Here is a 19,096-nt window from a genome sequence, read left to right on the forward strand (position 1 = left end):
CGCTTTTATGGGCTACTTGGTCGCTAACAAGTAGCTCGTAACCTGACCAAAATTCTTTTCCTTTAAAATTTGCCAGCCGTCTGGGAAATTCAAGTTTACTAATTCTTTTTCGACTTCCAAATACACAACCGCATCGTTATTTAGCAAATTATTGTCAGCTAATAAGTGACAGGTTTTTTCTGCTAAATTTTTGCGAAAGGGGGGATCAATAAATACTAAGTCGAATTTATCAGCTAGTTTGGGCAGAACCTCTAAACTGTTCCCATGTTTTAATGTGGTATTTTCTGCTTTAAGTACATTGATGTTTTCAGCGATCTGTCGATGTGCTGTTGCATCCAGTTCAATAAACGTTACTTTGTCGGCGTAGCGAGACAGAGCTTCGAACCCTAAACCACCTGAACCTGCAAAACAATCTAACACATTGGCATTGCTGGTGTATGGCATCAACCAGTTAAATACGGTTTCCTTCACTCTATCTGTTGTAGGTCTCAAGCCTTCAACATCATGCACTTTTAACTTTCTCGAACGGAACTTGCCGCCAATAATTCTAATTTGACCAGAATTGTTTGTTGGCTTGTTTTTTTGCTTGTGTGATCGCATTACAAATTTACTTACAGAATTAGACTAAAAAACCAATATGATTTTTTTCATTCACCGGTGAAAGTGATACCATATTGGGAATTGTAGTTTATCAGAATTTTGTGATTGGTATTTAACTTAAATGGCAAAAAATAAATTTTTATCTTGGCTTGGTTTCGGCAAAAAAGACGAGCAACAGCAGCAAGAAGAAGCACGCCTAGCGGCAGAAGAACAAGCGCGATTAGAAGCGGAAGAAAAGGCACGTTTAGAAGCTGAGGCTGAAGAAAAACGTCAGGCTGAGCAAGCGGCACGTTTAGCTGCTGAGGCAGAAGAAAAACGTCAGGCTGAGCAAGCGGCACGTTTAGAAGCTGAGGCAGAAGAAAAACGCCAGGCTGAGCAAGCGGTGCGTTTAGCAGCTGAGGCGGAAGAAAAACGTCAAGCCGAAGAAGCAGCACGTTTAGAGGCTGAGGCGGAAGAAAAACGCCAAGCCGAGCAAGCGGCACGTTTAGCTGCTGAAGCAGAAGCAAAACGTCAAGCCGAAGAAGCACGTTTAGCAGCTGAGGCTGAAGAAAAACGCCAAGCTGAAGAAGCACGTTTAGCAGCTGAGGCAGAAGAAAAGCGCCAAGCAGAAGAAGCTGCACGAATAGCAGCTGAGGCGGAAGAAAAACGCCAAGCCGAAGAAGCCGCGCGTTTAGCTGCTGAGGCGGAAGAAAAACGCCAAGCCGAAGAAGCGGCACGTTTAGCTGCTGAAGCGGAAGAAAAACGCCAAGCCGAGCAAGCGGCACGTTTAGCTGCAGAAGCGGAAGAAAAGCGCCAAGCCGAGCTAGCGGCACGAATAGCAGCTGAGGCGGAAGAAAAACGCCAAGCCGAGCAAGCAGCACGTTTAGCTGCTGAGGCGGAAGAAAAACGCCAAGCCGAAGAAGCGGCACGTTTAGCTGCTGAAGCGGAAGAAAAACGCCAAGCAGAGCAAGCGGCACGTATAGAAGCTGAAGCAGAAGCAGAAGAAAAGCGCCAAGCAGAACAGGCGGCTCGTTTAGAAGCCGAGGCGGAAGAAAAGCGCCAAGCTGAAGAGGCACGTTTAGCAGCTGAAGCGGAAGAAAAACGTCAAGCAGAAGAGGCCGCACGTTTAGAGGCTGAGGCTGAAGCAAAACGTCAAGCGGAAGAAGCAGCACGAATAGCTGCTGAAGCGGAAGAAAAACGCAAAGCAGAAGAAGCAGCTCGTTTAGAAGCTGAAGAACAAGCTAAACAGCAAGCTGAAAAAAGTAAAGAACCTAAACTTGGCTTCTTTGGTCGCTTGAAAAAAGGCTTACTTAAAACAAAGCAAAACATCGGTGCAGGTTTTGCCAATATTTTTAGCGGTAAAAAAATCGATGATGAGTTATTTGAAGAGCTCGAGACACAACTGCTTACAGCTGACGTAGGTGTTGATACAACGCTCAAACTAATTGATAGTTTAACGGACGCAGCCGATCGTAAACAGCTAAAAGATGGTGATGCACTATACGGCTTACTAAAAGAAGAAATGTCGTCAATGTTAGCAAGTGCAGACAAACCGCTTGTGATTGAAAACAGCGATGGTCCATTTGTTATCTTAATGGTGGGTGTAAACGGCGTAGGTAAAACAACAACCATTGGTAAGCTAGCTAAGCAATTCCAAGCTGAAGGTAAGTCGGTTATGTTAGCTGCGGGCGACACATTCCGTGCAGCTGCGGTAGAGCAGTTACAAGTGTGGGGCGAACGTAACGATATTCCTGTTATTGCACAGCACACCGGCGCTGATAGTGCATCTGTTGTGTTTGATGCATTGCAAGCAGCGAAGGCTCGTAACGTGGATGTATTAATTGCCGATACTGCGGGTCGTTTACAAAACAAAGATCACTTAATGCAAGAGCTAGAAAAAATTGCACGTGTGATGAAAAAGCTTGATGTGAATGCGCCACATGAAGTGATGCTAACTATCGATGCAGGTACAGGTCAAAACGCAATTAGCCAAGTAAAACTATTTGATCAAGCTGTAGGCCTGACAGGGATCAGCTTAACGAAATTAGACGGTACAGCCAAAGGTGGTGTTATTTTTGCGGTGGCTGACCAATTTAACATTCCAATTCGCTACATAGGTGTGGGTGAAGGTATTGATGATTTACGTACCTTTAGTAGCACAGACTTTATTGAGGCTCTGTTTAGCGAAGAGTAATTCAACGACATAATTATAATAATGATAAAATTTCAACAGGTAAGTAAAACATACCCAGGTGGCCATAAAGCAATTGAGAAAGTAAGTTTTCACTTACAACCCGGTGAACTCGCTTTCTTGACTGGCCACAGTGGGGCAGGGAAAAGCACCTTGCTTAAACTGATCAGCTTGATGGAGCGTCCGTCTGCTGGTGAGGTATATATAAATGGTGTGCTACTAAATAAAGTAACGGCAAAGCAAGTGCCTTATGTTAGGCGCGATATTGGCGTTATTTTTCAAAACCACCGATTGCTCGACCGTTACTCGGTATTCGATAATGTGGCGTTGCCACTGGTTATTGCTGGCAGTCATCGCCGTGATATCGAAAAACGAGTGCATGCAGCCCTCGATAAAGTAGGGCTGTTAAATAAAGCACGCTGTGCACCAGAAACCCTATCGGGTGGTGAACAACAACGCGTTGGTATTGCGCGGGCAATTGTTAATTCACCGCCTATTTTACTAGCAGACGAACCTACCGGTAACTTAGATCCTGAGTTGTCAGTTGAAATTTTAAAACTGTTTGAAGAATTCAATCAACACGGCACGACTGTGCTTATTGCTACCCACGATTTAGGCTTAATAGCGCGTATGAAGTACCGCAGCTTAACCTTGAAGGCAGGCAATTTAGTCACCGATCCACTTATGGGAGGTGCATAATGAGTTTATTGTTTAAAGGCCGTAAAAGTCAGGGTGAACAGGTTCAGCACTCTTATTTTATGGGGCTGTACTTTGCCTTTATGAATACCATTCGCCAAGGTGTACACAGCCTAGGTGAATTGTGGCGAACGCCAGTTGCATCACTGATGACTATTGCAGTACTCGGGCTTAGTTTAACCTTGCCTACCACCTTGTATGTGGTAGTTAAGAATGTGCAAAAGGTAAGTAGCGGTTTTGATAATGCAGCTGAAATTTCACTGTTTTTAAAACAAGATACTTCAGACAAAGAATCAAGTGCACTGATTAAGCGCCTGTCTCTTTATAACGAAGTAAAAGATGTGCGTTTTATTTCAAAGCAAGATGCATTAGAAGAATTTAAAGTGGCGTCGGGTTTTGGTGAAGCGCTTAATTACCTCGACGAAAATCCACTACCCAGTGTTGTTTTAGTCACACCGAATAGCCAATTTACCAAACCAGAAGCGGCACGCGAATTGCTCGATAAACTCGAGCGAGAGCGAGATGTAGATTTTGGTAAACTCGATATTGAGTGGTTAGAAAGACTTAATGCACTACTTAGTTTATTGCGTGAAAGCGTGCTTACAATTGCATTTTTACTGTTAACCTCAGTGGTGTTGATTGTAGGTAATACTATTCGCTTGTCTATTATGGATAAGAAACAAGAAATACAGCTAATGAAGCTCGTTGGCGCAACCAATCATTTTATTCAAGCGCCGTTTTTGTGGACCGGCATTTGGTATGGCATTGTAGGTGGTTTTATTGCTTTTCTAGCGGTATTGATGATGTTGCTTTGGCTTGATAATGCCGTTACGCAAGTTGTGGGCGTTTATAACGCTAACTTCAACTTACAGGGACTCAATTTTAGTGAATTTCTTGTACTGCTAGGGCTTGCTGTTTGTTTAGGTTTATTTGGTTCGTTTTTATCTGTTAAGCGCTATATCGACGCCATTGAACCAAACGAAGTGTAATGCCAGTATTACGTTTTACAATAAAACTACATTTAAAATTGTCGATATTTCAGGTCATTAGTTTTTTCTTACAAGTTTCACGGAACTTTAACTTGAATTCCTGCTCAAAACCTGTAAATTCAGATTAGCACTCTAGTTAAGAGAGTGCTAAAATTGAGAAAGTTTGTTACTCCACCTGAGGTGAAATATGACAAAAGAGATGAATGCCCTAACACTTAGTATGCCGCAAAACGCAGGTAGCATTGAAAGCTATCTTCAAGCTGTAAGCACTATTCCTATGCTAAGTGCGGATGAGGAAAAGGCATTAGCAGAGAAGCTACAGGACAGTGGCGACCTTAATGCAGCACGTGCGTTAATCATGTCACACCTTAGATTTGTAGCGCATATCGCGAAAAGTTACTCGGGTTATGGTTTACCGCAGGCAGATCTTATCCAAGAAGGTAACGTTGGCCTAATGAAGGCAGTAAAACGTTTCGACCCAACTGTAGGTGTACGCTTAGTATCATTTGCTGTTCACTGGATTAAAGCAGAAATTCATGAGTATGTGCTGAAAAATTGGCGCATCGTTAAAGTTGCAACAACCAAAGCGCAACGTAAATTATTCTTCAACCTGCGTAAAAACAAAAAGCGTTTAGGTTGGTTTAATCACGAAGAAGTGCAAACAGTTGCTAACGAATTAGGTGTATCTGAAAAAGACGTACGTGAAATGGAATCACGTATGAGCAGCCAAGATATGGGCTTTGACCTAAACGCTGACGAAGACGACGGCGCAACACAGTCACAGTTTTCACCTGTTCAGTACTTAACGGATCAATCGTCAGACTTAGCTGAAACAGTTGAAGAAGAGCAGTGGCAAGATAACTCTAACCAACGTTTATTCTCAGCGTTAAATACGTTAGATGACCGCTCACAAGATATTATCCGCGCACGTTGGTTAGCAGAAGAGAAAGAAACGCTGCAAGACCTAGCTGCTAAATACCAAGTATCAGCAGAGCGTGTTCGCCAGTTAGAAAAATCAGCTATGAAAAAGCTACAAAACCTAATGGCGTAATTACTAATTACAGCCAAAGAGAGAAAAGCCGCATCAGCGGCTTTTTTTGTGAGTGGGTTTCAGCTGGTAATGGGCTTTAGGAGCTTAGTCGTCTTATGTAAAGCAGCACTCATCCCTGATTTTTATCTCGCATCATCCATGATGCGCTCTTGTTCATTTTTGTTACACGACAAAAACGAACCAAAAAACGTGCCCCAAAATCAAACAATTCTTCATCTATCACTTAAATGTGAACATAAACGCCATGAATCGGCATCCATGCCTTAGCATGGCTTACTCGACCGCTGCGCTCCCTGTCTCGTATTACTCATTTAAGCGATAGTTTCAGGTTTGATTAAAGGGGTGACGAAAGACCGAAGCAACGCCTCGCGGCTTGAGGAAGTGAGGTCATGGATGACCGATGGAACCAAGCTTCATGGATGAATTATTAATTTAGGACCATAACATGCTTAGTGGCTCTAAGGCAGCTCAGAGCGAATTGCTGTCATTAGAAAATTATTTTTCAATACTGATTTTATCTCCAGTTGCTATGTGTTTTCCCCTTTTCATAATTTCTATAATGATCAAAAGTTTACCTGTAGCAACAAGTTAGTTAGTGTGATAGAACTAGTACAATGGTAAAAATGACCCGTAGATCGGCAGAAAAATGTCCCAATAGGTCGATATTAAATTGTTAGCTCTCTTTGGAGTTCAGTATGGATAAACAAACATTAGAAGAACAATTAAACTCGGTATTTTCCAATGTTAATGATTGGTTGAAGTTTGCCGAGCAAAAAAATGCTGCATTATTGGTCTTAAATGGTGGTATCACTTGGGGAGTTACTAGAATTTTAGCCAAAACAACAGGATTAGGTGACGTATCTTATTGGTTGTCACTTGTAGGTTATGTGTTAATAGTTAGTTCTCTATTGATAAATTTAATATCATTTTTACCTGTATTGGATGAGAAATGGTTTAAACCTAAAGATAAAAGTTCAATTGATAATTGTTTGTATTTTTCTGATATCGCTAAATATAACAAAAGCGAATATATAGAACTACTCGCAAATAAATCTGATTATGAGGACTATTCACCCAACATGTATGAATTAGATTTGAGCTCTCAAATTGTTACAAATGCTGAAATCGCGGTAGATAAATATCAGAAGTTTAAATTAGCGTCAAAAATAACTATTTTCTCAGTTATTTTATTCTCAATCGCTATAGGTTGTTACTTTTTTTAAGGTATTAGTAAATGATTACGCAGAAGCAGTTACCAGAAAATTTAAGAGATATTATTGGCAATCAAATTAAGAAATTTGGTAAATCAGTTAAGAGTATTTCGAAAGATCGCATACCAAATGTGGATGCGATACCAACCGAGCAATCGGATAAATGGTTAAAAATAAAAGATGTTATATGTGTTTTCGTTGATATGAAAAACTCAACCCAACTAAGCGCAAGTCATCACGCCAGCTCTACAGGTCGAGTTTATACTCTTTTTACAGGAACCGCTGTTCGTATATTTAAAGAGCTAGGTGCTTCATATATAGATATTAAAGGTGATGGGGTATTTGCGTTATTTGACTATGACAAAGCCCATCATGCATTTGCTTCAGCTGTTACATTTAAAACTTTTATTAATGATGTGTTTACCCAAAAAGTAACTAATAAGACAGATGTGGATACAGGTGTTCATATTGGTATTGATCAAGCTACACTTTTAGTAAGTAAAATAGGGTTAAGAAAAAGTGCATCTCGTGGTGATTTGCATAATGAGGTATGGGCTGGAAAAGCCGTTAATATGGCTGCCAAGTTAGCTAGCTTGTCTAAAAGTGATGAAATTCATGTGTCGGATAGATTTTATAAGAATCTAAAAGCTTATGAAGCTAAATACTCTTGTTCTTGTAGTGACCCTGTTTTATTGTGGGAAAAGGTTAATCTTTCAGGTGATTCTAGATTTTCGTTTCAGTTCGCTCATGTTTTAAAAAGTGCGTGGTGTAAAAAGCATGGTGCAGAATATTTAAATAAAATAATATCTGAAGACTAGAGAGCTAACAAACAAATCAACGTGGACTAAAAATAGTTGGCTTTGTTCGTACCTCACAAATTATAGCTCACTTTTTAGCCGTTTATTTGTGGCGTTACCAATGATAGGTGTTGGCACATAGCAGCCTATAAAAGAAGATGTTAAGGTTTACTCCCTTACCCATTAATCAAACCTGAAAATACAATTTAAATGAATAATGCGAGACAGGGAGCGAAGCGGTCGAGCAAGCCATGTAGGGATGGGTGAATAGCGTCTTGAGACGAACGAAGTTCGGCTAGCTATGAGCGCGAGAAAAGGACTTCGAGCTGGAAAGCGTATAGGGATATTTAGCGCGTTGATTCATGGCGTTTATGTTCATATTTAAATTGTATTTGAGGAATCAGTTTGATTTTTGGGGCGCCGAGGGATTCCAAAGGGAGGCCGGCGCATGCCGCCCTTTGGCTGTCGTCGCCAGCGCGACAAAACGATACCCTTAAATTGTATCTTCCGGTTCGCCTAGTGCAGTAATCAGGGCTTCTAACATTTGCTTAATTTCATCGCTAGAAAGCATAAAGTCAGCATCTAGCTTTACTGCCATATCTTCTTTTGGAATATCAGCGTTTTCTTCTTTTAACAGCTCTGCGTAGTTTACACGTTTAATTGAGCCATCTTCTTGCAGTACAAAGCGAATACGCTCCATCCAATCTAGCGCTAGCTTTGTAACCACTTTACCGTTATCTAAGTGATTCTTTACTTCGTCAGAGGCAAGATCATGCTGTTTAAGTACTACCTTAGCGCCATTTTCTTCTGGTTCAACAAGCTCTGCATCAAGACCAATGGTAAATTGCTCTGGAGCTTCGTCTTTCGCTAACCAATTTGTTAAAAATAAACCTAAATCATAGTTTACGAAAGCAGGTACTACAGGCAGTGAACCAAGTGATTTACGAAGTAGTGCAAGTAACTCTTCTGCTTTATTGAAACTTGCACTGTTAACCACCATCCAGCCTTTTTCTAAGTCGATAAAGGCAAACTGTAAGCTTGATTTTTTAAACGCCTGAGGCAGTAAAGAATGCACTAAGTTTTCTTTTAACTCGTCTTTCTCTTTTTTCTTAACAGGGCGGTTTTCGCTGTTTTCGATTTGTTCTACTTTCTCAGCCAGAAGGTCATTGATCACTGCTGGCGGTAGTACTTTTTCTTCGCGTTTAGCGCAAAGCAGAATGCTTTTTTTACTAAAGTGCGACAGCATTTGGCCATGTTTACCAAGTGCTTTGGTCCAGCCAAAGGTGCTTAAATCTTGGCTGCCACATGGGCGAAATTTATCTTGCTCGAGTGCTTTTTCAAATTCGTCTTGGTTGTAATCAACTTCTTGTTTGAAGCGATAGCAAATTAGGTTACTAAACCACATGAAAGGATCCTTGAAATTGTATTGGCAAAACCAATTTCGTTATAAATTTTGCTAAGCGTATCAGGGTTACAAACAATAAAAAAGCGCCTTTCAGCGCTTCTTTATCAATTGAGCAATTAATCCACCAATGGGTAAGAGTCTGGACTTGGCATATCCTTAGGGAAGGTGATTTTGTAGCATAAGCCTTTGCCTGGTTCGCTGGTTGCTGTGATATCGCCAGCCAGGGTTTGTTTAACTAAGTTAAAAGTAATGTGCGTGCCAAGGCCGCTGCCGCCTTGCTCGCGACGTGTTGTGTAGAATGGGTCAAATAAATTTTCTAGCTGCTCAGCTTCAACACCACGGCCGTTATCTTTAAAGGTAATGGCAACTTCGCCATCTTGCTCTTGAATATTAATATCAATGGTACCTGCATTGATGCCTTCAAAACCATGAATTAGTGAATTCATAATCAGGTTGGTAAAAATTTGGCTAATTGCGCCAGCAGGCAAATTGAGTAATAAATCTTCCGGACAATGAATATTAATTTTATGCATTGTCTTTTTAAGTTTCGGGTGAAGCGAGCGAATAATCTCGTTAAGGTATTCTTTTAAGTTAATTTGACGCACCGCTTCACTGGCTTGGTCTACCGCAATTTGCTTAAAGCTAGCAACAAGCTCAGATGCGCGCTCTAAGTTAGTTGTTAATAGGGCGGTACTTTGTTTTGCGTCGGCAATAAATTCTTCAAGCGCTTTTGGTGAGAGGGTTTTCTCTGCGTATGCCGCTTCTACTTGTGCCAAGCGCTCTTGTAAAAACGATGTGGCGGTTACGCCAATACCAACGGGCGTATTAATGTCGTGGGTAATACCTGCAACTAAACCACCCAATGCCGCCATTTTTTCAGAGCCAACTAAGCGCTCCTGGGCCATATTTAATTCATCTACATATTTAGTAAGTTCGTCCTGCTTAACGAGTAATTCGCCTTCCGTGGTTTTGCGGCGATCGACTTCTTCTGTAAGTACTAACTTTTGTTTTTCAAGTTCGTATTTCTGTTGCTGTAAATCCATCATTGCCTGGCTTAAATTCGATGTTTTTCGTGCAACTTCTTGTTCTAAAAGTAAGTTCTGTTGGTCGAGCTTTTCGTTTGTTTTTACAAGCTGTCGTTGTGTTGATTCGAGTTGGTCTTTATAACTTACCACTTTATCAATCAGCTTATTGAACGAATGCTCCATGATTTTTAGTTCGTTGTGTTCAGTGGTTTCTATGCTAACGCGCGCACCTTCAAGGTTATCGAGCTCTAATTCTTCAATTTGTTGTGTTAAATCTGTTAATGGCTCGGTTAGCAGGCGTCTGAATGCCATTAAGAATAAAATAATTAGGAAAGTAGTTTTGATTAAGGCATTACCTACTAAAAAGTACAGTGATACCATTATGCGGCTAAACACCACTTCGCGGCTTGAAAATAGTGTTACGTCACCTACTTGTGTCGCACGACCTGAAAATTCAAATACTAGCGGAAAGGTGTAACCAAATAGGCCTGAACTGGTATGTTGAACAAGCACTGCTTCTTGTACAAGTTGCGACTCGTAGCGTTCAACAATATCAATCGATTGACCTATTTGTGAAATAATTTCACCGTTATCATCGCGAACAATTACCCCTTCGATAGAGGGGATTGCAAGTAAACCCTCGGCAATAGTGCGGGTTTGCTGCGTATTTAGCTCCCAAATGGCGCGCGTTAAGCTGCCGGAAAAGGTTTTTTGTAAGGTGGAAAGTTCGTTTTGAATGTGATCTTTTGAATTATGGTATTCAGCGATTACTTGACCGCAAGTTACGATAAACGTAAGTACAAAATATACTGAGAGTACGCTGGTTAACAAGCGTTTAGAAAGACTTTTGCTTAACATTGAATTAACCAGAACCTCATTATTGTAATTTTATCATGTTCGCCATTAAAGTTAGCTAATTTTGACCTAAAAATAAATACGAAAGTGGTTAAATAAATCGAATAAATAAAAGCTTAGTTCATTTTAACCAGCTCTACTGACATTTTTGTTAAATAATTTGATCTAATCATGGCATAACGTAACTAGCACGCATAAATCTTGCAATTACCGCGTTTACTCATATTATGGCTATATTATTACGGTTTTTATTGGTTTTGTTTTGTCTAGTACATTTCCCGTACTTGTGTGTGATGACTCGTTAATTGCGCGAAAGCAAGTAGCGCGTTATTTCAAAAATCACAATGACTTTGTTGTTAGCCAAGCCCAGAACGGGCAAGAGGCACTCGACTTATTGCGCCAGCAAGAGTTCGGTTTGTTGTGCCTAGATTTGACTATGCCAGTTATGGACGGTCTTGGCGTGTTAGCTAATTTAAAAGCCGAAAAAATTCACTTACATACCATTATTATTTCTGCCGATATTCAACCTGAAATGAAACAGCGAGTGGCTGAGTTTGGCGTACTAGGATTTATTGAAAAACCATTTAAAGATGAAGCGTTTTCGTCACTTTTGCATAAATTTGGCATTCGTTGATTTATTATAGTGCTAAATGGAATAAATTATCTTTTTTTATAGTTGACATATCTTTGACGATTCGGCAGTCTAAAGGCCATGAAACAAATTAATTTAGTACACACCACCATTATTACAACCATTATCCTAACTGGATAGTGGCATAGGTCTGTACGCAAAATTTAAAGGCCTGTGCTCACTACGAGCACAGGCCTTTTTCGTTTTTGGAATGGGGAAAAAGAATGAAGGTATTAAAATTTGGAGGCTCGTCTCTTGCTGACTTTGCCTGTTTAAAGCAGGTAGCTGAACTTGCCAAAGGTCAACTTGAAGATCAGATGTTGTTAGTGTTATCTGCACCTGGCGGTATGACTGACAGTCTTGTTGAGCTATCTGAACTAGCTGAAAAAGGGCAAGATTATTCAGCAGCATGGCAAGCACTCGTTACGCGTAGTGAAGGCCTTAAAGCGCAGGTGTCAGACGTTGCAGTTGTAACTAATTGGCCTAATTTTGACGAGCTAAAACAAAAACTCGATGGGGTTGCGTTAATAGGGCATTGCCCAGCACAAGTAAAAGCCTACGTTATAAGCTTCGGTGAGCGCGTTAGTGTATCGCTGATGCAGGCGCTGTTAAATGAATTATCACCTGTTTACCTAGAAGCCTCTAAGTGCATTGCGTCAAACAACAACTATTTAGATGCAGAAGTTGATTTAACACAATCAAAGCAGCAGTTTGCTAAGCAATTAGCAGAGCAGCCAAGCAAAGTTTATATTATGCCGGGCTTTACTGCCGCAAGCGAGCAAGGTGAGTTAACAACCCTTGGTCGTAATGGTTCTGATTACTCAGCAGCGATCGCTGCAGCCTGTGTTGATGCTAAAATTTGCCAAATTTGGACAGATGTAGACGGTGTTTACAGCGCCGACCCGCGTTATATCAAATCGGCAATGAAAATTGATAGCTTAAGCTACAAAGAAGCCATGGAGCTTTCTTATTTTGGCGCTAAAGTACTTCACCCTAAAACAATTCTTCCTTGTGCTAAATATGGCGTGCCGTGTGAGATTAAAAATACTCATGATCCTGATGTACCTGGCTCGCTTATCAGTGCGCAGTCAAGCTCAAATGGCGAACCAGTAAAAGCGCTTTCGAGTTTACAAGATCTTGCAATGATCACCGTGTCTGGCCCTGGTATGAAAGGTAAAGTGGGCATGGCATCGCGCGTATTTAGCGCATTAGCGCAAGATGAAATCTCAATTGTGTTAATTACGCAGTCATCGTGCGAATTCAGCATTAGTTTTTGTGTATATCAAGCTGATTTAGCTAAAGCCACAAACGCACTTGAGCAAGCATTCGCGTTAGAAGCGCAAGCAGGCCTGATAGAACCATTCCAAATCGAACAAAATTTAGCAATTGTGACTTTAGTTGGCGACAACATGAAAGCCCATAAAGGCCTTGCTGCCAAGTTCTTTGCATCACTTGCGCAAGCACAAGTTAACATTGTTGCGATTGCGCAAGACTCGACAGAAAGCGCGATTTCAGCGGTAATTGATGGCCAGTCATGTAATGATGCAGTGAAAGTATGTCATGAAAACTTCTTTACTCATGTGCCTTCTATCGATGTATTTTTACTCGGCTGTGGTTTGGTTGGTAAAGAGCTGGTTAGCCAGCTACAGCGCCAGCAAGAATGGCTGCAAAAACGTAATATCAAACTAAATTTGTATGGCGTTGCAAACTCGCGTCAAATGCTACTTGATAGTGACGGTGTAGATTTTGATAACTGGCAAATGCAACTTGCCGATTCACAGCAGAGCTTTGATTTAAAAGCGGTTGAGCAATTTGTCAAAGAAAACCATTTAATTAACCCTGTGTTGGTTGATTGTTCATCATCACAGTTCTTAGCAGAGCAGTACTTAGATTTTATTAATGCTGGCTTCCACGTGGTAGCTGCAAACAAAAAAGCCAATACCAGCTCGCAGGCATATTACCAATCGCTGGTTTCTGCCACACAAAAAACAGGTCGTAAATTCTTATACGAAACAAACGTAGGTGCTGGCTTACCTGTGCTTGATAACTTGCAGCTGCTGTTTGGTGCAGGTGATAAATTACTTAGCTTTAACGGTATTTTAAGTGGTTCACTGTCGTATATGTTTGGTGTAGTTGAAGATGGCTTAAGCTTAAGCGCAGCAACTAAACAAGCAAAAGAGAATGGTTTTACAGAGCCTGATCCGCGAGATGATTTATCCGGTATGGATGTAGCACGTAAGTTACTTATTATTGCCCGTGAATCTGGATTACAGCTTGAGCTTGATGATATAGACGTTGAACCTGTGGTATCACCAAAATTTGCTGAAGGGTCAAGTGTTGATGAGTTTATTGCACGACTACCAGAACTTGATGCTGAGTTTACAGCGCGTGTTGAATCAGCAAAAGCGGATGGCAAAGTACTGCGTTATGTTGGTTCAATCGAAGATGGCAAATGTAAAGTAGGTATTCAAGCAGTAAGCAAAGAAGATGCGCTTAACAGTGTTCGTGATGGTGAAAATGCACTGGCAATCTTAAGCCAATACTATCAGCCAAAACCATTTGTCATTCGTGGTTATGGCGCTGGTGCAGAAGTAACTGCGGCAGGCGTATTTGCTGACATTTTAAAAACACTGCCGTAGGAGAGGGTGATGATTGAAGTTTATGCACCCGCATCCAGTGGCAACTTTGCCGTTGGTTTTGACTTACTTGGCGCAGCACTTGCGCCAGTAAGTGGCGCGCTACTTGGTGATATTGTTGCAATTGGCGCAAGCGATTCAGGCCAAGACGAATTTGTATGTAGTGGAAAATATGCTGAAAAACTGGCTGGTCCTAAAGAGGATAACCTTGCTTATCAGTGTTTAGTGCATTTCCGTGAGCATGTTTCAAGCGATATGCCAGCATGTAAACTGGAATTAAAGAAAAACTTGCCGGTTGGTTCGGGCTTAGGTTCAAGTGCGTGCTCTGTGGTTGCTGCATTTGCGGCACTTGATAAGTTTGCTAACACTAACCTTTCTCAAAAACAGTTATTGGCATTAATGGCTGATTTTGAAGAAAAAGTCAGTGGTGGTCGCCACTACGATAACATTGCACCTTGTTATTTAGGTGGTTTGCAATTGTGCGGTGATTTAGTACCAAATAATTCATTGGCGTTACCAACAGATGAAAATTGGCAATTAGTCGTTGCCTACCCAGGCTTTGCTCTGAATACCGCAAAAGCACGCGCTGTGCTGCCAAAAGAAGTCAGCATGCACACTAGCATTAATTATGGCCAGCGTTTAAGCGCGTTTACTGCGTTATGTTTTAGCGGGCAATTTGATAGCGCAATAGCCCTGATGAAAGACGAACTTGCAGAGCCATATCGCCAATCATTAATCGCAGGCTTTAGCGAAGCCAAAGCGGCATTACCAGCATTAGGTGCCGAAGTGGTTGCCATTTCTGGCGCAGGTCCAACGCTTTTGGCTTTAACAAAAAGTGAAGCGCAAGCACAAGCAATAGACGCTTGGTTAAAAGAAAATTATTTGAATGAAAACGGTTTTAGCCACATTTGTAAAATAGATAACCGTGGCACACGTGTACTAGAAAAAGGAGAAAGTGATGTTATTGCATAATCTAAAAGACGCCGAGCAGAAGGTATCGTTTGTAGAGGCGGTAAAAGTAGGATTAGGCAACAATCAAGGTGTCTTTTTCCCAAATAGCCTTGTGCCGCTAAGCAATGTTGATGAATTACTTGGGCTTGATTTTGTCGCGCGTAGCAGCAAAATTTTATCGCATTTAATAGGTGATGAGTTGCCAGAAAGTACCGTACAGCAAATGGTACAAAATGCCTTTAACTTTCCAGCTGAACTAGTAAAAGTTGAAGATAATGTTTACTGCCTTGAGCTGTTTCATGGTCCAACGCTTGCGTTTAAAGACTTTGGCGGCCGCTTTATGGCAGAGTGTTTGTCGGTATTTAATGAAGGTAATAAAACTACTATTTTAACGGCAACAAGTGGTGACACAGGTGCTGCTGTGGCACATGCGTTTTACGGTAAAAAAGACATTGATGTGGTGATTTTATACCCGAAAGGTAAAATCTCACTAGCGCAGCAAAAACTGTTCACAACGCTGGGCAATAATATTCATTGCTACGCAGTAGATGGCAGCTTTGATGATTGCCAAGCGATGGTTAAACAAGCGTTTTTAGATGATGAAGTAAAACAGCGCTTAGGCTTAAACTCAGCAAACTCAATCAATATTAGCCGTTTACTTGCACAGGTATGTTACTACTTTGAAGCGGTGGCGAAATTACCTAAAGCAGAGCGCGCAAAAGCGCATATTTCGGTGCCAAGTGGTAACTTTGGTAATGTGTGTGCCGCGATGATTGCTGCAAGTTTAGGTTTACCAGTGGCTAAGCTTTCAGCAACGACAAACCAAAATGATACTGTGCCGCGCTATTTGGCATCAAAAGAATGGACGCCAAATGCAACACTAGAATCGTTATCAAATGCGATGGACGTAAGTAAGCCAAACAACTGGCCGCGCGTGCAGTTTATGCTAGATAACAACTGGTTTAGTTACGATAACTTTTATTCGCACAGTGTTGATGAAGCAGAAACGAAAGCGGTAATGCATGATGTTTATGCTAAAGGTTACTTAGCTGAGCCGCATACGGCAATTGCTTACCAAGGCTTAAAACAAGATTTAGCTGCCGATGGTGTTGGCATCTTTTTATCAACGGCTCACCCAGCTAAATTTAAAGAGTCAGTTGAAGACATTCTTTCGATTGAATTAGAAATGCCAAAACCACTTGCTGATGCATTAGCAAAACAGTGTTTAGCAGAAGACCTAGTTAATGACTATCAAGTGCTTCGTGAAAACATTTTGGCAAAACTAGCTTAATCCTTTTAAATCTGTTGATTGAAATACCCAGCCGCTACAAGTTAGCGGCTTTTTTATGGCATACTGATAGCAAAAATAACCAACAAAGAATTTTATGACTACTTGGACAGATGTACTCGCAGTTGAAAAGCAACAAGACTACTTTAAAGACACTCTCGACTATGTTGCCAAAAGGCGCGCAGAGGGGGTTAATGTATTTCCGCCTGCGGATGAAGTGTTTAGTGCGTTTTCAAGCACTGCGTTTGAAGATGTGAAAGTGGTGATCCTCGGGCAGGATCCTTATCATGGCCCAAACCAAGCACATGGCTTGGCATTTTCAGTAAAACCAGGCGTTAAAGCGCCACCATCGCTTGCCAATATGTATAAAGAATTAGCAACCGATATCGATGGTTTTGCTATACCCAATCATGGTTATTTGCAAACTTGGGCAGAGCAGGGAGTGCTATTACTCAATACGGTATTAACGGTTGAACAAGGCCAAGCCCATTCGCATAAAAAGCTCGGTTGGGAAACGTTCACCGACCGTGTTATTGCAGCATTGAATGAACATGGTGATGGTATAGTGTTTTTACTTTGGGGTTCACATGCGCAAAAAAAAGGACGCCATATCAATACAACTAAGCACGTTGTACTTAATGGGCCGCATCCGTCACCGCTTTCTGCCTATCGTGGTTTTTTTGGTTGTAAGCACTTTTCTAAAGCAAACGATGCCTTAATTGCGATGGGAAAAACCCCAATTAATTGGCTGTTACCAGAAGCGGTTTAGCAAGCAATAAAAAAGGCTCGTAAGAGCCTTTTTTGATTTGACCTTTATATTGTTTAGATGACTAAATCATCTAGGTCAATGTCTTCTAAAGAACCGTATTCTTCGAGTTCTTTTTTCAGTCTATGTCTTTCCTTTAACGCTTCTATTTCGCGCCATTTGCGCTTTTTCCCTTTTGAAGAGGTTTTTGTTGTTGGTTCAGGACGTTCTAATATTGCAAAAATATCTTCGATGCTATCCATGGTATCCTCCTGTGGATTTTTTAACCTCGGCATAAGAAATATCATAACTCGTCTAAAAATAAAACTAATATGTTTAGCTTTTGTTAAAAAATAATGAAGGTTTTTCGACTAGATCAAAGATGGGTAAAACAGCTACCCAAGGGGTAGCTGTTAGGGTCTTAATTTGTAAGTGTTTTTAGCAAATTCGCTGTAGATGGATCAAGCTGTTGGTAATTTTGGGACGCCATCGCATCAAGCACTTGGTTGCCAAGTTGTTTACCAAGTTCAACGCCCCACTGGTCATAACTGTTAATGCCAAAGAGTACACCTTGCACAAACACTTTATGCTCATAAAACGCCAGCAACGCACCAAGTGAACGAGGCGATAAATCGTCAATTAATAACGTATTTGAACCTTTATTGCCCGGCATTACTTTATGTGGCGCAAGTTCGTTTATTTGCTCTTGAGTCAAGCCTTGTGCTGCTAGCTCCGCTTTTGCTTGTGCCAAGCTTTTACCTTGCAATAGCGCTTGGCTTTGCCCTAGGCAATTGGCAATCATTGCTTTGTGGTGTTGCTGGTAATTGGCTTCACCAACGCGTGGCAAAATAAAGTCAATCATGGCACTTTGCTTACCTTGGTGCAGTAACTGCATAAAAGAGTGCTGGCAATTAGTGCCTTCAGCTCCCCATAAAATCGGACCTGATAATTCAATGTGCTGACCGCTAAGATCGACACTTTTACCGTTACTTTCCATATCAAGTTGCTGCAAATAAGCAGGTAAGGTTTTTAAGGCGTGACCATACGGTAGTACCAATAAGTTATTTTCACCTAAGTACTTTTGCTGCCAATAGCCAATTAACGCCGCAATAATAGGTAAGTTTTGCTCTTCTGGCGCTGTTAAAAAATGATTATCAAGGTTTGCAGCGCCTGCAAGTAAGGCGTCAAAATTAGTTTTACCGATTTTTAATGCAAGCGGAAGAGCAATGGTCGACCAAACCGAATAGCGACCGCCAATAAAATCCCACAATGGGAAAATCATTTCTTCACTAAAGCCAGCTTGCTTTGCAAGTTCTGGTTTTGCCGTTAATGCCACCCAGTGCTCAGCGATTGCTGTAGTTGGCATGGTTTGCTTAAACCAATCCATTACTGCATGCATATTAAGCTGAGTTTCAGCTGTGGTCCACGATTTTGATGCCACCACAATTAGGGTTGTTTCGGCATTCAGTTTTGCCAATGTATGCTTAATTTGCTGACCATCGATATTGGCAAGATAGTGCACATTGATGTCATTGATATGGCTATCTACTAATGCAGCTTCCAACATTTTAGGGCCAAAAAATGAGCCGCCAATACCAATGCTTATAACATCTGTTATCGCTTTGCCCGTATTGCCAACAATAGCATTTTGTTCAAAGCGAGAAACAAAATCGAGTAATCTCGCTTTTGTTGAGTTTATTTCCTCTGCCACCTCTGGCAAATGCGTTGCTAAGGTTTGTGTATTGCGCAATGCAGTATGAAGTACAGCGCGTTTTTCTGTGCTGTTGATCAACTGCCCTGTAAATTGCGCTTCACGTTTTTGCGCTAACTGCTTTAACTTAGAAACGTCAATTAAATCGTTAAGAGTGGATTTATCGATTGCTTGCTTAGCAAAGTCGAAGGTTAAACCTGCCGCGCTCAGTGTAAATTCACTTGCACGGTTAGGCTGCGCATCAAAAAGAGCCAAAATTTGGCTCTTTTTAATATTCTCAGCAGCATGTGTTAGTTGCGTGTGCAACTGCGCTAAGGTGGTCATAAACCGTTTAT

General features: G+C 41.2%; 16 protein-coding genes. 11 read left to right on the forward strand and 5 right to left on the reverse strand.

Annotation, left to right across the window (positions count from 1 at the left end; all coding sequences use genetic code 11):
* Positions 1-12: 12 nt before the first annotated feature.
* Positions 13-600: a 16S rRNA (guanine(966)-N(2))-methyltransferase RsmD gene (rsmD, locus tag ACXAFE_RS03295; RefSeq protein WP_105170831.1), complete on the reverse strand. Its 588-nt coding sequence runs from the start codon at positions 598-600 to the stop codon at positions 13-15.
* A gap of 121 nt (positions 601-721) precedes the next feature.
* On the opposite strand from rsmD, the gene ftsY reads away from it, so the two are divergent.
* The 6 genes from ftsY to ACXAFE_RS03325 all read left to right on the forward strand — a co-directional run bounded on the left by ftsY (position 722) and on the right by ACXAFE_RS03325 (position 7,535).
* A complete protein-coding gene (ftsY, locus tag ACXAFE_RS03300) occupies positions 722-2,773 on the forward strand; it encodes a signal recognition particle-docking protein FtsY (protein WP_475148612.1) in 2,052 nt (683 codons plus the stop codon).
* A gap of 21 nt (positions 2,774-2,794) precedes the next feature.
* Positions 2,795-3,469, forward strand: a complete 675-nt coding sequence (gene ftsE / locus ACXAFE_RS03305; protein ID WP_010560835.1) for a cell division ATP-binding protein FtsE — start codon at positions 2,795-2,797, stop codon at positions 3,467-3,469.
* A complete protein-coding gene (gene ftsX, locus ACXAFE_RS03310) occupies positions 3,469-4,455 on the forward strand; it encodes a permease-like cell division protein FtsX (protein WP_475148615.1) in 987 nt (328 codons plus the stop codon). The genes ftsE and ftsX overlap by 1 nt, the downstream gene beginning before the upstream one ends.
* Before the next feature lie 187 nt (positions 4,456-4,642).
* Positions 4,643-5,506: an RNA polymerase sigma factor RpoH gene (rpoH, locus tag ACXAFE_RS03315; protein WP_010560833.1), complete on the forward strand. Its 864-nt coding sequence runs from the start codon at positions 4,643-4,645 to the stop codon at positions 5,504-5,506.
* 695 nt (positions 5,507-6,201) lie between these two features.
* Entirely contained in the window at positions 6,202-6,729 is a 528-nt protein-coding gene (locus ACXAFE_RS03320; protein ID WP_475148623.1) for a Pycsar system effector family protein, read from the forward strand.
* Positions 6,730-6,740: 11 nt separating this feature from the next.
* Complete coding sequence (locus ACXAFE_RS03325) at positions 6,741-7,535, forward strand: adenylate/guanylate cyclase domain-containing protein (protein WP_475148627.1); 795 nt, start codon at positions 6,741-6,743, stop codon at positions 7,533-7,535.
* 472 nt (positions 7,536-8,007) lie between these two features.
* Here the strand turns inward: ACXAFE_RS03325 and rdgC are convergent, their stop codons facing one another.
* Both rdgC and ACXAFE_RS03335 read right to left on the reverse strand, forming a co-directional pair.
* A complete protein-coding gene (gene rdgC, locus ACXAFE_RS03330) occupies positions 8,008-8,919 on the reverse strand; it encodes a recombination-associated protein RdgC (protein WP_010560814.1) in 912 nt (303 codons plus the stop codon).
* Positions 8,920-9,035: 116 nt separating this feature from the next.
* Positions 9,036-10,802, reverse strand: coding sequence for an ATP-binding protein (locus ACXAFE_RS03335; RefSeq protein WP_054978612.1), 1,767 nt, complete (start codon positions 10,800-10,802; stop codon positions 9,036-9,038).
* Between the two features lie 259 nt (positions 10,803-11,061).
* On the opposite strand from ACXAFE_RS03335, the gene ACXAFE_RS03340 reads away from it, so the two are divergent.
* From ACXAFE_RS03340 to ung, 5 genes are all read left to right on the forward strand, one after another.
* Positions 11,062-11,433, forward strand: a complete 372-nt coding sequence (locus ACXAFE_RS03340) for a response regulator (protein ID WP_040641222.1) — start codon at positions 11,062-11,064, stop codon at positions 11,431-11,433.
* Between the two features lie 221 nt (positions 11,434-11,654).
* Complete coding sequence (gene thrA / locus ACXAFE_RS03345) at positions 11,655-14,069, forward strand: bifunctional aspartate kinase/homoserine dehydrogenase I (protein ID WP_475148644.1); 2,415 nt, start codon at positions 11,655-11,657, stop codon at positions 14,067-14,069.
* 9 nt (positions 14,070-14,078) lie between these two features.
* Entirely contained in the window at positions 14,079-15,038 is a 960-nt protein-coding gene (thrB, locus tag ACXAFE_RS03350; protein WP_475148647.1) for a homoserine kinase, read from the forward strand.
* The gene (thrC, locus tag ACXAFE_RS03355; RefSeq protein WP_475148650.1) at positions 15,025-16,308 is read left to right on the forward strand and encodes a threonine synthase; all 1,284 of its coding nucleotides are present in this window, start codon (positions 15,025-15,027) and stop codon (positions 16,306-16,308) included. Before thrB ends, thrC begins: the two co-directional genes overlap by 14 nt.
* A gap of 94 nt (positions 16,309-16,402) precedes the next feature.
* Complete coding sequence (ung, locus tag ACXAFE_RS03360) at positions 16,403-17,074, forward strand: uracil-DNA glycosylase (protein WP_475148656.1); 672 nt, start codon at positions 16,403-16,405, stop codon at positions 17,072-17,074.
* A gap of 53 nt (positions 17,075-17,127) precedes the next feature.
* Here the strand turns inward: ung and ACXAFE_RS03365 are convergent, their stop codons facing one another.
* A complete protein-coding gene (locus ACXAFE_RS03365; RefSeq protein WP_105170819.1) occupies positions 17,128-17,313 on the reverse strand; it encodes a DUF3545 family protein in 186 nt (61 codons plus the stop codon).
* A 158-nt stretch (positions 17,314-17,471) separates the two neighbouring features.
* Entirely contained in the window at positions 17,472-19,085 is a 1,614-nt protein-coding gene (gene pgi, locus ACXAFE_RS03370) for a glucose-6-phosphate isomerase (protein WP_475148661.1), read from the reverse strand.
* Positions 19,086-19,096: the final 11 nt, after the last annotated feature.

Source organism: Pseudoalteromonas sp. ABV4_021, assembly GCF_056159365.1.

Bases quoted from the DNA above. Each gene is read 5' to 3' on its own strand.
- rsmD (WP_105170831.1), bottom strand. From the start codon at position 600: ATGCGATCACACAAGCAAAAAAACAAGCCAACAAACAATTCTGGTCAA.
- ftsY (WP_475148612.1), top strand. From the start codon at position 722: ATGGCAAAAAATAAATTTTTATCTTGGCTTGGTTTCGGCAAAAAAGAC.
- ftsE (WP_010560835.1), top strand. From the start codon at position 2,795: ATGATAAAATTTCAACAGGTAAGTAAAACATACCCAGGTGGCCATAAA.
- ftsX (WP_475148615.1), top strand. From the start codon at position 3,469: ATGAGTTTATTGTTTAAAGGCCGTAAAAGTCAGGGTGAACAGGTTCAG.
- rpoH (WP_010560833.1), top strand. From the start codon at position 4,643: ATGACAAAAGAGATGAATGCCCTAACACTTAGTATGCCGCAAAACGCA.
- ACXAFE_RS03320 (WP_475148623.1), top strand. From the start codon at position 6,202: ATGGATAAACAAACATTAGAAGAACAATTAAACTCGGTATTTTCCAAT.
- ACXAFE_RS03325 (WP_475148627.1), top strand. From the start codon at position 6,741: ATGATTACGCAGAAGCAGTTACCAGAAAATTTAAGAGATATTATTGGC.
- rdgC (WP_010560814.1), bottom strand. From the start codon at position 8,919: ATGTGGTTTAGTAACCTAATTTGCTATCGCTTCAAACAAGAAGTTGAT.
- ACXAFE_RS03335 (WP_054978612.1), bottom strand. From the start codon at position 10,802: ATGTTAAGCAAAAGTCTTTCTAAACGCTTGTTAACCAGCGTACTCTCA.
- thrA (WP_475148644.1), top strand. From the start codon at position 11,655: ATGAAGGTATTAAAATTTGGAGGCTCGTCTCTTGCTGACTTTGCCTGT.
- thrB (WP_475148647.1), top strand. From the start codon at position 14,079: ATGATTGAAGTTTATGCACCCGCATCCAGTGGCAACTTTGCCGTTGGT.
- thrC (WP_475148650.1), top strand. From the start codon at position 15,025: ATGTTATTGCATAATCTAAAAGACGCCGAGCAGAAGGTATCGTTTGTA.
- ung (WP_475148656.1), top strand. From the start codon at position 16,403: ATGACTACTTGGACAGATGTACTCGCAGTTGAAAAGCAACAAGACTAC.
- ACXAFE_RS03365 (WP_105170819.1), bottom strand. From the start codon at position 17,313: ATGGATAGCATCGAAGATATTTTTGCAATATTAGAACGTCCTGAACCA.
- pgi (WP_475148661.1), bottom strand. From the start codon at position 19,085: ATGACCACCTTAGCGCAGTTGCACACGCAACTAACACATGCTGCTGAG.